12 protein-coding genes are annotated in these 14136 nt (G+C 62.3%); all 12 read left to right on the top strand.

Translation table 11 applies throughout. The features are described 5' to 3' along the window. Positions 1 to 82 precede the first annotated feature (82 nt). The 12 genes from ACOFKT_RS10500 (at position 83) to ACOFKT_RS10445 (ending at position 14101) form a co-directional block, all read left to right on the top strand. Entirely contained in the window at positions 83 to 757 is a 675-nt protein-coding gene (locus tag ACOFKT_RS10500) for a hypothetical protein (protein ID WP_419803947.1), read from the top strand. 17 nt (positions 758 to 774) lie between these two features. Further along, entirely contained in the window at positions 775 to 1389 is a 615-nt protein-coding gene (locus ACOFKT_RS10495; RefSeq protein ID WP_419803946.1) for an NADH-quinone oxidoreductase subunit B, read from the top strand. A 422-nt stretch (positions 1390 to 1811) separates the two neighbouring features. Then, a complete protein-coding gene (locus ACOFKT_RS10490; RefSeq protein WP_419803945.1) occupies positions 1812 to 3473 on the top strand; it encodes a hypothetical protein in 1662 nt (553 codons plus the stop codon). A gap of 213 nt (positions 3474 to 3686) precedes the next feature. Next, positions 3687 to 5777, top strand: coding sequence for a WD40/YVTN/BNR-like repeat-containing protein (locus ACOFKT_RS10485; protein WP_419803944.1), 2091 nt, complete (start codon positions 3687 to 3689; stop codon positions 5775 to 5777). Between the two features lie 107 nt (positions 5778 to 5884). After that, the gene (mqnE, locus tag ACOFKT_RS10480; protein ID WP_419803943.1) at positions 5885 to 7033 is read left to right on the top strand and encodes an aminofutalosine synthase MqnE; all 1149 of its coding nucleotides are present in this window, start codon (positions 5885 to 5887) and stop codon (positions 7031 to 7033) included. A gap of 135 nt (positions 7034 to 7168) precedes the next feature. Then, positions 7169 to 8347, top strand: a complete 1179-nt coding sequence (locus ACOFKT_RS10475) for a threonine synthase (RefSeq protein WP_419803942.1) — start codon at positions 7169 to 7171, stop codon at positions 8345 to 8347. Then, the gene (locus tag ACOFKT_RS10470) at positions 8344 to 8721 is read left to right on the top strand and encodes a hypothetical protein (protein ID WP_419803941.1); all 378 of its coding nucleotides are present in this window, start codon (positions 8344 to 8346) and stop codon (positions 8719 to 8721) included. The genes ACOFKT_RS10475 and ACOFKT_RS10470 overlap by 4 nt, the downstream gene beginning before the upstream one ends. A 265-nt stretch (positions 8722 to 8986) precedes the next feature. Next, positions 8987 to 9523 carry a hypothetical protein gene (locus tag ACOFKT_RS10465; protein WP_419803940.1) on the top strand — a complete coding sequence of 179 codons (537 nt, stop codon included), beginning with the start codon at positions 8987 to 8989 and terminating at the stop codon, positions 9521 to 9523. Positions 9524 to 9605: 82 nt separating this feature from the next. Then, positions 9606 to 11018 carry an isocitrate dehydrogenase (NADP(+)) gene (gene icd, locus ACOFKT_RS10460; protein ID WP_419803939.1) on the top strand — a complete coding sequence of 471 codons (1413 nt, stop codon included), beginning with the start codon at positions 9606 to 9608 and terminating at the stop codon, positions 11016 to 11018. Then, positions 11019 to 12512, top strand: coding sequence for a malate dehydrogenase (quinone) (mqo, locus tag ACOFKT_RS10455; RefSeq protein ID WP_419803938.1), 1494 nt, complete (start codon positions 11019 to 11021; stop codon positions 12510 to 12512). A gap of 69 nt (positions 12513 to 12581) precedes the next feature. After that, on the top strand, positions 12582 to 13589 hold the full coding sequence (locus ACOFKT_RS10450; protein WP_419803937.1) for an SDR family oxidoreductase: 1008 nt from the start codon (positions 12582 to 12584) through the stop codon (positions 13587 to 13589). Next, positions 13586 to 14101: a vitamin K epoxide reductase family protein gene (locus ACOFKT_RS10445; RefSeq protein WP_419803936.1), complete on the top strand. Its 516-nt coding sequence runs from the start codon at positions 13586 to 13588 to the stop codon at positions 14099 to 14101. The genes ACOFKT_RS10450 and ACOFKT_RS10445 overlap by 4 nt, the downstream gene beginning before the upstream one ends. Positions 14102 to 14136 lie beyond the last annotated feature (35 nt).

The raw sequence follows: 14136 nt of genomic DNA, 5'->3' as shown, positions 1-14136 counted from the left end.
ATCGCGGCGCGCCATTGTGCGCAGCCGGAACACAACTGTGGTTGAGCTGTTTCCGTTACTGTACAGGACGAAGCAGAAATCCATGCAGACTCAAACCCACACCTGGCTTCGTCACCTCCGGTCCCTTGCTGGGGTCGCACTCCTGTTCTCGGTCAACTTGGTTGCGCGCCGGCAGGAATGCAAGCCGCACGTGCTGGAAGGCGAGGTTCAGCAAGGGGAGGCCTGGCAAGCTGCAATCTCCCCAGCCCTGGACCTGAAGCTTGAGGCCGTGCCAGCCGGCTGGATTGTGCGTGTCTTGCCCCATGGCGGGAAGCGTCCTCCGCACGATGCGGCGGAGCTGGCCAACCCGCCGTACCGGTCGCCCACGCCGATCCTGATCTCCACGGATTTCGCGTTTCGCGCGCAGGACGCTATCGCCTGGAACCCGCGCCGCTTCCGGTTCTTCACTACGCCGGCGCAAACGGCGCAAGCCGAGGCGATTTACCAAGCCACCCTGCGCAACCCCGACGACCGTTCCGCCGCGGCCGCGTTATCGCGACTGCTTGCCGCCGCACCGGAAGCGACGCTGCAGATTGTTGACGCGGAGATCGCCGGTGGCACCGCGGACCAGACGGCGGCTGCGGCAACTGTCGCCTCGCACTTTGAGCAGACGGCGCATACGCTCCGCACGAACGGGTCGCCGTCGCCTTTGGGCGCGCTGCTGCGACTGCGATTTCGCGTCACGGTGCCGGCTTTCGGGGGCAACTGCCGCCGCTGAATGGCTACAATGTGCATATGCGCACTCCCGCGGAAGAGACCACAGCCAACGGCCGTCCAACCAGCCCCGAGCAGAACGACCGTTATTTTTTCGGCACGCTGGATTCCTTCGGCAAGAACCAGGAAAAGCTGCGTGAGGTGAGTTGGGGACCGCAGCAGCCGGAAGGCGTGGTCCTTGCCTCCATGGACGCTGCGGTCAACTGGGTCCGCAAGAACTCCGTGTGGCCAATGACGTTCGGCCTGGCCTGCTGTGCCATTGAAATGATGAGCATGGGCGGTTCCCGCTATGACATTGCGCGCTTCGGCGCGGAGGTGTTCCGGCCTTCCCCCCGGCAAAGCGACCTGATGGTCGTTGCCGGCCGTGTTTCGCAAAAGATGGCGCCGGTGATTCGCCGCCTTTACGAGCAAATGCCGGAGCCCAAGTGGGTCATCAGCATGGGAGCATGCGCCACCTCAGGCGGAGTGTTCAACAACTACGCTCTGCTGCAGGGTGTAAACCAGATCATCCCCGTGGACATTTACGTGCCGGGATGCCCGCCGCGGCCGGAGCAGCTGCTGTACGCAATCACGCTGTTGCAGGAAAAGATCCAGGCGGAACGGGGATCCATCAAGCGCAGCCTGAACCTGGCATAGTGCCGCTGCCCGCTCGCAACCGGCTCACGAGTTCAAAGCTTGGAAACGGCGTCTCCTCCGGGGATGCCGTTTCGCTGTTAAGGCTGCCATTTCTGGCGCCGGCTGTCGCAAGTCGGGACTTGTCGCAAATATCGACAAGGATCTAAGCAGCGCGAGCCGAACTTTGAACATCGGATGAGGCATACAACGGATAGCAGCGCGTTACTGAATCGGTTCTGAACGCAGCTGCAAATGCAACAAGCTGGTGTAAACAACCACTGCTTGTTGAATGTTTCTTGGTCTTTATTCGCGTTTCGTCGCAGATTTTTGCGTTGCGTTTGAAAAAGTCTGCTATACACTTCAATCGCGCTTCAAGCAAAGTGCGGGCTGCAACTCAGAAAAGCCCGTGTTCATTGGCAAGTATTTCCGCGGAGGTAATCTCGATGTTTTCTCAGCAGTTTCGCAAGCTAGGCCGGTGTGTACTGGCTGCAAGCGCAGTCGGTCTAGGCGCACTCAGCCTGGGTGCGCAAACGACCACCGGTGCCGCATCTGCGCCGCCCACAGGTCCTAACCCGTCGCGCATTGACCTGTTTGGTGGGTATTCCTACCTTGGTCCGCACGGCGTGGTGAAGCCTGCAAACATCGGCTATGCGTCGATTGACGAGGGTGCGATTGGTAGCGGTACGTACTGGTTCAACAAGTACGTCGGTGCTCAGCTGGAGTTCTCCGCGCACCCGGGTGGCAGGAATGACGCCGCCTACTTCGCTTCGGGCGGTCTTGCAGTGCGTGCCCCCCTGCAGTACTTCACCCTGTTCGCCCACGGCCTGGCCGGTGGTGCGCGCGTAGGTGGTCCGAACAACAACAACACGACGCTTACCCAGCAGTTTTACGTCGAGCCCTACCAGTGGGGACCGACCCTTACCGCTGGTGGCGGTATGGATTACGACCTGCCGAAGATCGGCGGCTTCCGTTTCGGCCTGCGTCTGTTCCAAGCGGACTATGTCTACTTCCACGAGGATTTCGGTCCATACTTCCCGGTCGGAACGACCCAGCAGAACCGCGGCATCCTCGGTGGCCGCGCCAACATCAACAACGCCCGTCTTTCGACCGGCCTTGTCATGAAGTTCGGCTCCATCGTGCCGCCGCCGCCAGTCATGTACTCCTGCGTGGTCAGCCCGACCTCGGCCTACGCGGGTGACCCGGTCACTGTGACCGGCACCGCGACCAACCTGAACCCGAAAAAGACTGCGACCTACAGCTGGACCTCTGACGGTGGCAAGATCACTGGCACCAGCAATGTGGCGAACATCGACACCAATGGCCTGAACGCCGGAACCTACAACGTGAAGGGTCACGTAAGCGAAGGCGCCAAGGCTGGCCAGTTCGCGGACTGCACCGTGCCGTTCACGATCAACCCGCCGCAGCCGCCCACCATCACCTGCTCGGCCTCGCCGTCGTCGGTGAACCCGGGCGACTCGTCCACCATCACCTCCATGGCGAACAGCCCGCAGGGCCGTCCGCTGACCTATAGCTATTCGGCAACGTCTGGCTCCATCTCCGGCACCACCTCGACGGCAACCCTGTCGACCGTGGGCGCGGCGCCTGGCACCATCACCGTCACCTGCAACGTCGCAGATGACAAGGGCCAGAATGCTTCCGCCACCACGACCGTCTCGGTAACTGCACCGCCGGCGCCAGTCGTTGCCAGCACGCAGCAGCTCTGCACGATCACCTTCAATAACGACAAGCGCCGTCCGGCTCGCGTCGATAACGAAGCCAAGGCCTGCCTGGATCAGATCGCACAGAACCTGAACCGTTCGGCTGACTCCAAGCTCGCTGTCACCGGTAATGGCAAGGGCAAGCTCGGTGCACAGCGCGCCGTCAACGAGAAAGAATACCTGACCCACGGTGAAGGCGGCGCTGGTATCGATCCGTCCCGCATCACGGTCTACACCGGCACCAGCGATGACAACACTGTCACCAACACGCTGATCCCGGCAGGCGCCACCACCGGCGACTACGGTACTGCAGTGGACGAGTCCACGGTTCGGGCGCAGTCCCGCACCGCCGGCCCGGCACACCGCCGCCACCACCGCCGCAAGTAACCTGCAATCCCTAACCGGAAACGGCTGGCCAATCTGGCCAGCCGTTTCTTTTGGTGCCCGGCTCCGTCCAACCTGGGACTGGAGTCGTTTCTGGGTGCCCAGCGTTTTTGTGCGAAAAGCAGCCTCGCGATGCCACATACGTGCCATCGTTGGTTCCCCCCGAAGCCACCTCGCGCTCCTAAAATTAGGGAAAGCTCTCACCAAAGGAAACTCATGAAGTCTTTGCTCCGCCTCTGCCTATCGTGTTCGCTTGCCGTGTCCGCCTGCACCGCGGCTTCCAGCCAGACGAATTGGCTTCCGTTCGGACCCGATGGTGGCGACGCCCGTGCCTTTGCAGCCGACCCCAGCGATCACAACCACGTGTACCTCGGTTCCTTGACCGGGACCATTTACGACACGCACGATGGCGGCCACACCTGGAACCGTCTGGCGCGCGTCGGCAAGCGCGACGACCTCGCTCTCGACAACATCGTCGTCGACCCGAAAAACCCGAAGCACATTCTGGTGGGCGCCTGGGTGCTCGACCGTGCCGATGGCGGCCTTTACGTTTCTGAGGACGGCGGCAAGACCTGGACCTCCAACGCGCAGATGAAGGGTCACTCTGTCCGCGCCATGACGATGGCGCCCAGCGATCCCAACACGATCGTGATTGGCGCGCTGGACGGTGTGTTCCGCACCACGGACGGCGGAACTAGCTGGACCCTGATCTCGCCCGCAGGCAATGGTGAAATCCACGAAGTCGAGTCGATCGCAATCGATCCGAAAGACCCCCGCACTATCTATGCCGGCACGTGGCACCTGCCCTGGAAGACGACGGACGGCGGCGAACACTGGGCCAGCATGCACCAGGGCATCATCGACGATTCCGACGTTTTTTCCATCATTGTCGACCCTTCCGATGCAGCGAAGGTTTACCTTTCGGCCTGCTCGGGAATCTACCGCAGCACGGACGCCGGTGCGCAATTCGCCAAGGTGCAGGGCATTCCGAGTTCCGCGCGCCGTACCCGCGTGCTGATGGAAGATGGCAAGCAGACCAACGTGGTGTTTGCGGGTACCACCGAGGGGCTTTGGCGCACTGCCGACAGCGGCCACACCTTTGAGCGTAACGGCAGCTCCTCCTGGATCATCAACGACGTCAACGTTGACCCGACCGACAGCAATCATGTCATGCTGGCGACAGATCGTACTGGTGTGCTGGTGTCCTCCGACGGTGGCAAGACGTTCGAGTCCGCCAACAAGGGCTTCTCCTCCCGGCAGATTTCTGCCGTCACGCAGGACCCGAAGAACGATTCGAAGCTGTACGTCGGCGTGCTGAACGACAAGGCCGCCGGTGGCGTGTTCACCAGCGACGATGGCGGGCAAAACTGGCAGCAGCAGAGTGCCGGTTTGAACGGCGCGGATGTCTTCTCGCTTGGGGAAACGCCCGGCGGAACAGTGCTGGCCGGCACGCGTCATGGCATCTACCGCATGGCAGATGGCATGTGGAAGCCCTCCGGTCTGACACTCGCACTGCCGCCCGAAGAAGAGGATCGTGCGGTCAAGCCGGCTACCGTGGTTCGCAAGAGCTCGGCAGCGCGCGACCGTGCGGGCAGCAATGCAGCGCAGGCGGGCCGCACGCGCCAGCGCACCTCCTCCGTGGCCCCGGTCAAAAGTGGCAAGCGCAGCCTGTCGGTCAGTTCCGCGCCGGTCCGCAACGTGCCCCCGCAGGAATCCTCGACCGGCGTGTACGCGCTGGCGAACAACGATGAGCGAGTTTTTGCCGCGACCGAAGAGGGCCTGCTCTACTCCGGTGACGAAGGCAAGACCTGGAACCGCATTCGTTCACTGAACGGCATCGGTTGGCGCTTTGTCGCGGCACAGGGGCCGCGGGTCGCCGTCGCAAACCTGAAGCAGATTTCCTTGTCCACGGACAAAGGCGTCAACTTCCATCCGATTACGATTCCGACCGAGCTGACACAGCTCGCAGCGGTCGCTGTCGACAACAACGGCCACATCTGGGCAGGCGGCCGCGAGGGCATCTTTCTTTCGGAGGATGACGGCGCCACCTGGCACACCCAGAAGGGGCTCTTCGTGCCGAACATCAGCGGCATCTACTACGACGCGAAGGGCCAGCGTGTGCTGGTCACCTCGTACCAGCCCGGCACGGTGGTCTTCGCGGTCAACGAGCCAGACATGTCCGTCAAGTATTGGGACAGCGGTTGGCACCTTCGCCAGGCTCGCCCGGTGGGCGACCACCTGGTCGGCGTGACCGACTATGACGGTATGGTGCTGGAGCCGCGCATGGTGGCTTCGCGCGAGAAGTAACAGCTTCGCCGGGTCAACAAACAGGGCGTGCCGCTTCGGCGGTGCGCCTTGTTCCGTTTGCAAAGGTCCGCATCGGGTTGGTGTCATTCCGCGTCTAAACTGATGCCATGAATGAATCGCTCACAGGCCGTCCGCGTCACGAGTTCCAGACCGACGACGCCGCGCTCTGGCCCGTCGCTGAAAAGGTGAAGCAGGGCGAGCGGCTGAGCGCACAGGACGGCGTGGCGCTGTATCGGTCGCCCGACATCCTTGCAGTCGGCTGGCTGGCGAATCTGGTGCGCGAACGCCTGCACGGCAACCGCACGTACTTCAACGTGAACCGGCACATTAACCCGACCAACGTGTGCGTTGCGTCGTGCCGGCTGTGCGCATTTGGCCGCAAAAAGGGTGCCGAGGGCACCTACACCATGGCGCTGGAAGAGGCCTGGGCCTCAGCGGCTTCGGGGTACAGCGAGGCGGTGACCGAGTTTCACATTGTCGGTGGTCTGCATCCTGACCTGCCCTTCGAATACTTCCTGGACCTGGTGCGCGGTCTGAAGGAGCGATTCCCGCAGGTGCACATCAAGGCATTCACGATGGTCGAAGTTGCCTTTCTCGCGAAGCGTGCAAAGCTTACCATCCCGCAAACGCTGGAAAAGATGAAGGAAGCCGGTGTGGACTCCTGCCCCGGTGGAGGCGCGGAAATCTTCGCCGACCGTGTCCGTCACATCATCTGTGACCACAAGATTGACGGCGGCGAATGGTTGGACACGGCGAAGATGGTGCACCAGGCCGGCCTGCGTTCCAATGCCACCATGCTCTACGGTCACATCGAAAACGAGGAAGACCGCGTCGATCACATCCTGAAGCTGCGCGCCGTACAGGATGAGACCGGCGGGTTCCAAACGTTTATCCCTCTCGCATTCCACCCGGAAAATACGGTGCTCGGGCATTTGCCACGCACCACGGGCTTCGACGATATGCGCCAGATCGCGGTGGGGCGGCTGTTGCTCGACAATTTTCCGCACGTGAAAAGCTATTGGCAGATGGTCACGCCCAAGATGGCGCAGATTTCGCTGCGCTTCGGCGCGGACGACATTGATGGAACCGTCGTGGAAGAAAAGATCTACCACGACGCTGGTGCCACCACACCGCAGGGCATGCGCCGCGCAGAGCTGGAACGCCTGATCCGCGAAGCAGGCCGAGAGCCCTTTGAGCGCGACACGCTCTACAACGCCGTCACGCGCACCGAGGACAGCTTCACCATTGCCGTTTGAACGTGGCCACGCAAGTTCAACCGAAGCCCGCGCGTGCAAAACGCTCGGGCTTCGGTCTTTGCTGCAGGTGCGTTAAGGCGCGCTGCATAACTGCCTTCTGCTCTGGATCCATCAAACTTCTCTATTCTTAAGGTGATGCCGAAGATCGACCACCTTGAGTGTTCCCGTTGCCACCACACTGAAACTGCCGAAACACCCAAGACGCTTTGCCCCGTGTGTGCGGGCACGTTTTATGTCCGCTACGATTTGTCGCGCCTGAAGGGAACCGACCCGCGCGGCCAGGTTGCACCGGTTGACAGCATGTGGCGGTACGCCGCGGTATTGCCTGACGCGGAGCCGGTCACGCTGAAGGAAGGGTGGACGCCCATGCTGCGTAGCCGCCGTTATCGCAACGTCTGGCTGAAGGAGGAAGGCGCGAACCCGACCGGCACCTTCAAAGCGCGCGGACTCTCGTTGGCCGTGACCATGGCGCGGCACTACGGTCTGCACAAACTGGCTGTGCCGAGTGCCGGCAACGCCGGTGGCGCGCTGGCAGCGTACGCCGCAGCCGCCGGTATGGAAGCGCACATCTTCATGCCGCAGGATGTACCGCTGGCCAACCAGGTTGAGTGCCTGGCGTACGACGCGAAGATGACGCTGGTGGATGGGCTCATCAGTGACTGCGCCAGGATCGTTGCTGAACGCAAAGAGCGCGAAGGCTGGTTCGATGTGTCCACGCTCAAGGAGCCGTTTCGCGTCGAAGGCAAGAAGACGATGGGCTACGAACTGGTGGAGCAACTCGGCTGGACATACCCGGACGCGGTGTTTTACCCCACAGGCGGTGGCGTGGGCCTGATCGGCATGTGGAAGGCATTTCAAGAGATGGAAGAGCTCGGCTGGGTCACCGGCAAGCGGCCGAAGATGATCGCCGTGCAGGCCGCAGGTTGCGAACCGGTCACGCGCGCGTTTGAGCAAGGAAAGGATGCAAGCGACATGTTCATGAATGCGCACACGCTGGCCAGCGGCCTTCGCGTGCCCAAGCCGTATGGCGATTACCTGATCCTGCAGGCGGTGCGCGAGTCCGGCGGCACGGTGCTCTCGCAAACGGACGACCAGATCTTCCGCTCCATTCAGGATTGGGGCAGCAAAGAGGGAATCCTGCTCAGTCCGGAGGGTGCAGCCGCAACAGCTGCCTATGACCGGCTGATCGAGAACGGCTTTCTGAGCCACAGCGATCGCGTGGTGATCTTCAACACCGGCGCCGGTAACAAGTACACCGACGTGATCGCCACCATGCAGCGCGGCCATGCGAATGCAGAGCAGGTGGCCGCATGAAAATCTTTTTGTTTGTGCTGGCGGCAACGATTTTTGAGGCCGCGGGTGATGCGTTGCTGCGCAACGCTATTCATTCCCACGTGTGGTCGATCCGTATCGGCTATTTTCTGACCGGCGCTGTGTTGCTCACCCTGTATGGCACCAGTCTGAATCTCGCACCAGTCGAGTTCGGCAAGGTGGTCGGCCTGTACGTGGCCCTGCTGTACATCGTCTTTCAGGTCACGAACTACATCGCGTTCAAGGCGAAGCCGACCTTGCCCGTGCTGGTGGGCGGGGTGCTGATTGTTGCCGGCGGCTTACTTACGATACTGTGGCAGCGTCCGGCGATGACGTCGGATCCGAACGTGATTGCAACCCAGTTGGGCCACGACTGACCTTCGCTCCCGCGAAAAGTGAGTGCACCACAAGGTGTGCACTCACTCTTAAGTCATTGCGTTTCAGGAACCTGCGCGTAAGTTATTGCGCAAGAAGAATTTGCAACGGAGAGCAGAGCTAAACCGCTTGGAAAGAAGAACTTGGCACAATGCGGGGGAGGGGGGAGGAGTCGCATACCATGGAGGCATGCTCCGCTTCCATGCCCTCCTGCTATCGTGCGCATTCGCGGTTGTGCCTTGTGTCACTCGGGCTCAGGTGCCGGCTTTGCCCGCGCCCGGCGCCTCGCAGATCACCACCACCGGCACACCGGTGCCGCTGTTGTCACTCGATACCGTGCACTTCCTCGAGGGAACATGGACAGCGACTTCGCGGGACGGCCGCACTTTGCTAGGCTCCTACAGCTTCATCCGTGAGTTAAACGGCCATGTGCTCGCCCGGCAGAGCGTCACGGATGCGAACTGCGATGCGGCAAAGCAAGCCGCCTGCGGCCGGAGAGACCTGTTCTACATCTTCCAGGATTCGCCCGGAGCACCGCTGCAGGCCATCAGCTTCGACAACGAAGGCCATGTAATTCACTACATGATGAACCTCACCGTGCAGGCGTCCACCTCCACGCTGGGCAGGCGCGACTTTGTCGTCTTCGATTCTGACCCTGCGGAGCTCGGCCCGCGTGTGCGTCTGCGGTATGAGCACAATGTCGACACGGAAACCGGCAAGGAAGTGCTGAACGGTGCGTTTGAGATGCTGCAGCCGGATGGCCGATGGCTGCCGTTGCAGCAGTGGTACGGCACGCGCCAGTAGGCCTGATTCGTGCCGCTTACCGTCCGTCGCCAGGCGCGCTACGTTGCGGGCCGGAATCACGCGCTGATACGCTTTGAAAGGTATGCAAGAGACCTACAACGGCGTACGTCCGCCCGACTCCGGCCAGCCCATCCAGTACAGCAACGGCAGCTACACCGTCCCCGATTACCCAATCATTCCGTTCATTGAGGGCGACGGTTCCGGCCGCGACATCTGGAAGAACGCACGCGCGGTAATGGATGCCGCGGTGGAGCAGGCCTACGGTGGCAAGCGCCGCGTGGAGTGGTTCGAGATTCTCGCCGGCGAAAAGGCCTACCGTTTGCACAACGACTGGCTGCCGCAGGATTCGGTGCAGGCCTGCATAGATTACCGCGTCTCCATCAAAGGTCCGCTGACCACGCCAGTCGGCGGCGGTATCCGCTCGTTGAACGTGACACTGCGCCAGACCATGGACCTGTACCAGTGCGTGCGGCCGGTCCGGCACTACGCGGGCGTGCCCAGCCCCATGAACAAGCCCGACGAAGTCGACGTGGTGATCTTCCGCGAGAACACGGAAGACATCTACGCCGGCATCGAGTTTAAGGAAGGCTCGGCCGATGTGGCAAAGCTGCGCGACTTCGTGAACACCGAGCTGCTCGGCAATACCAAGAAGCGTCTGCGCGACGATGCCGGCATCGGCCTGAAGCCGATCAGCGTGCACGGTTCCAAGCGCCTCGTTCGCGCCGCGCTGCAATATGCCGTAGACGGCGGCCGCAAGGTCGTCACCATCGTGCACAAGGGCAACATCCAAAAGTTCACCGAAGGCGCCTTTCGCGAGTGGGGTTATGAGGTCGCCACGCAGGAGTTCCGCGACAAGATCGTGACCGAGCGCGAAAGCTGGATTCTGGGTGCGCTAGAGAAGGACGCGAACGCAACGCCCGAATCGATCGCCGCGATCGTTGAGCCGGGCATCAGCTTCGCGCCGGCCAGCTTCGGCGAAAAGATCGTTGCCGAGGTCAAGGCAGTGCTCGCCGCCATCGGCAGCACGCACGGCAATGGCGCGTGGAAGAACAAAATACTGGTCAACGATCGCATCTGCGACGCCATGTTCCAGGACCTGCTGCTGAAGCCCGCCGAGTACGATGTGCTCGCCACGACCAACCTGAACGGCGACTACCTTTCCGACGCCGCCGCCGCGCAGGTAGGCGGGCTTGGCATCGCGCCAGGTGTGAATATCGGCGACGGCTTCGCCGTATTCGAAGCCACCCACGGCACCGCACCGCGGCTTGCCGATCAGGATGTGGTCAATCCCGGATCGGTCATCTTGTGTGGTGTTCTGCTCTTTGAACACCTGGGCTGGCATGAGGCGGCGAAGCTGATCGAAAACGCAATGGAGCAGACGATCCAGCAAAAGTTCGTGACCGTCGATTTCGCGAAAGGCATGCCCGGCGCGACCACGGCCAAAACAAGCGAGTTCGCCGCACGAATCGCAGAGAACATGAAAGCCGCGGCGTAGATGGTCACACCCGCAATCAACGCAGCCGCGCTGCCTGCCGAAACCGATGTTTTGCTGGTGGGCGCGGGTGTCATGTCCGCCACGCTGGGCACGCTGCTGCAGATGCTTTCGCCGGGGCTGCGCGTTACGGTCGTGGAGTCGCTGGGTGAGGCCGCTGCAGAGAGTTCAGACGCGTGGAATAACGCGGGCACAGGCCACGCCGCGTTGTGTGAGTTGAATTACACGCCGGAGCAGGCGGACGGTTCCATCGCGATCGATCGTGCGGTCAAAATCAACGAGCAGTTCCTGCAGTCGCGCCAGTTCTGGGCGGAGCTGGCAAACCAGGGCAGCCTCGATCCCGACCAGTTTATTCATTCCACGCCACACATGAGCTTCGTCGCTGGCGGGGATGCCGTTGCTTTCCTGCGGCGACGTTTTGCCGCGATGCAGGCGAGCCCGCTGTTCGCGTCCATGCGCTACAGCGAAGACCCGGCACAGCTCCGTGACTGGATTCCCCTGATGATGCGCGACCGCTCCGCGGCCGAGCCGGTCGCCGCAACGCGCTCGGATGAGGGCACCGACCTTGACTTCGGCGCGCTCACCCGGCTGCTGCTGGCGCGCATCGCTGCGCACGGCGGAGCCACATACTTTCGGCACAAGCTCGTCGATCTGAACCAACTACCGGACCGGCGCTGGTACACGCTGGTTCGCAATCTGGAAACGGGCACGCAGACGCGGGTGACCGCGCGATTCGTGTTCCTGGGCGCAGGCGGGGGGGCATTGCCGCTGCTGCAGAAGAGCGGCATCCCGGAAGGCCGCGGCTATGGCGGCTTCCCGGTGAGCGGGCAATGGCTGCGCTGTACCAATCGCGACGTGATCGAGGAGCACGCGGCCAAAGTCTACGGCAAACCCGCGCTAGGCGCACCACCCATGAGCGTGCCGCACCTGGACACGCGCATGATTCAAGACAAGCGGGAGCTGCTTTTTGGCCCATTTGCCGGCTTCTCCACCAAGTTTTTAAAGAACGGTTCGTTTGCCGACCTGCCGCGTTCGATCGGCGCCGGCAATCTGGTCAGCATGCTTGGCGCTGGCGCGACCAACGTACCACTGACGAGATACCTGATTGGCCAGGTCATGCAGTCGCAAGGGGATCGCGTAGCTGCGTTACGTGAGTTCGTTCCCACGGCCCGCGGCGAAGATTGGCGCCTGGAGATTGCAGGGCAGCGGGTGCAGATCATCAAGGGCGACCCCAAAAGGGGTGGCAAGCTCGAGTTCGGGACGGAGATCATCCGGTCCACGGACTGCTCGCTGGCCGCGCTGCTGGGTGCTTCTCCCGGCGCAAGCACGGCGGTGTCAATCATGCTGGATCTGGTCGCGAAGGGCCTGTCTGTCGTACATGCCGACGCCAGCCGGCTGCGCCAGATCGTCTCAACATACGGCGTGCCGGTCCACAAGGATCCCGCGCTCGCCGCGCGTGTGCTCACGGAAACCTCCCGCTCCTTGCAACTTAAGTAGCGCTGACGCGGGGCAAAAGCATCTTGCCGCCCTTGGCAAGCGTCACTCTGCTCTGGAGGGCGTCCAAGCATGGAATCGAATCTTGTCGTCGTCATCACCGGAGCTTCCGCCGGCCTGGGTCGAGCCATCGCGCATGCTTATGCCAAGCAGGGCGCCAGCATCGGTTTGATCGCGCGCAATCCGGAGGCGCTGCAGGCCGCAGCGCAGGAATGCGAAGTGCTGGGCGGCCGCGCGCTGGTCTTGCCGCTGGATGTAAGCGATGCGGACGCGGTGGAAGCCGCTGCCGAGCGTGTGGAGCAGGAGCTCGGACCCATCACCGTTTGGGTCAACAATGCGATGCTGAGCGTGTTCTCACCCGTGTCGAAAATGAAGGCCGAAGAATACAAGCGAGTCACCGAGGTGACCTACCTCGGGTACGTGCATGGAACTCTGAGCGCGCTCAAGCGCATGCTGCCGCGCGATCACGGAACCATCGTGCAGGTGGGCTCGGCGCTGTCGTACCGGTCTATCCCGCTGCAATCGGCGTATTGCGCGTCGAAGCACGCGATCAACGGCTTCACCGACTCCCTGCGCTGCGAACTGCACCACAGCAGCAGCAACGTGAAAGTGACGACCGTGCAGATGCCGGCGATGAACACCACGCAGTTTGGTTGGGTGCGCAGCCGCTTGGCGAACATGGCGCAGCCCGTCCCTCCCATTTATGATCCCGAGCTGTGTGCGGAGATTGTGCTCCGGGCGGGGCTTGCGGCCCACCCGCAACGCGAGTACTGGGTCGGTATGCCGACGGTGGCCGCGATTGTGGGGACCAGATTCATTCCCGGGCTGCTCGATTTGTACCTGGGCAAGACAGGATTCAAGTCGCAGCAGATTCCAAACGAGCCACGGCCGGCGGATGCTCCGGACAACCTTGACGATTACGTGCCCGGGACCCATAGCGCCCGCGGCAAGTTCACGAACCGGTCCAGCACAAAGGGCGCGGAGATCAGCTTTCTGCTGCACCGCACTACCGCCATCGCAGCCGGGCTTGCGCTGCTTGCGGTCGGCGGCGCCGTGCTGGCGAAACGAGGTGTGCGATGAACCATAACTCTGCGATGAACCACGACCCTGCGATGAACCATGACACAAGGACGCTAACGGGCAGCGCAACGCGGGATGCAGTGATGCTTGGTGCGTGTTGCGCGACGCTTGCCACGCTGGTTCCGATTGCGCTGAAACAAACGGGCGTCATCGACCATCTGCCCGATCCTCCGGGACGTGTCTTTCGCTCGGACCGCATTACCGAATCGGACTCGGCGCACCCGTTGGGCATTCCGGACAGTATGCTGGGTCTCGCGAGCTTTGGCACGACGCTCGCGCTGATCCTACTGGCGAAACGCAATCGCCGGGCGCGCACGCTGCTGGGCGGCAAGCTTGCGGCGGATGCGGCGTTCGCAGCGTTCAACCTGGGCAGGCAGATGGTGCAGTTCGGCAAGCTCTGTTCCTGGTGTACCGGAACCGCGGTTGCCGCCCTGACCATGTCGGCTGCGGGCAAGATGGTCATGCTGGACGCGGTGAGCGAGGCCGTTGCGTCGCTGGACACCGATCGTTAGCGCCTGCGCCAGCGCCAGAAAAGGAAAGAGCCGGC

This window comes from Terriglobus sp., from assembly GCF_965201105.1.
In the GTDB taxonomy this organism is placed as follows: Bacteria; Acidobacteriota; Terriglobia; order Terriglobales; family Acidobacteriaceae; genus Terriglobus.
Note: the sequence above shows the minus strand (reverse complement) of the source record. Positions and strands in the feature narration are given on the sequence as shown.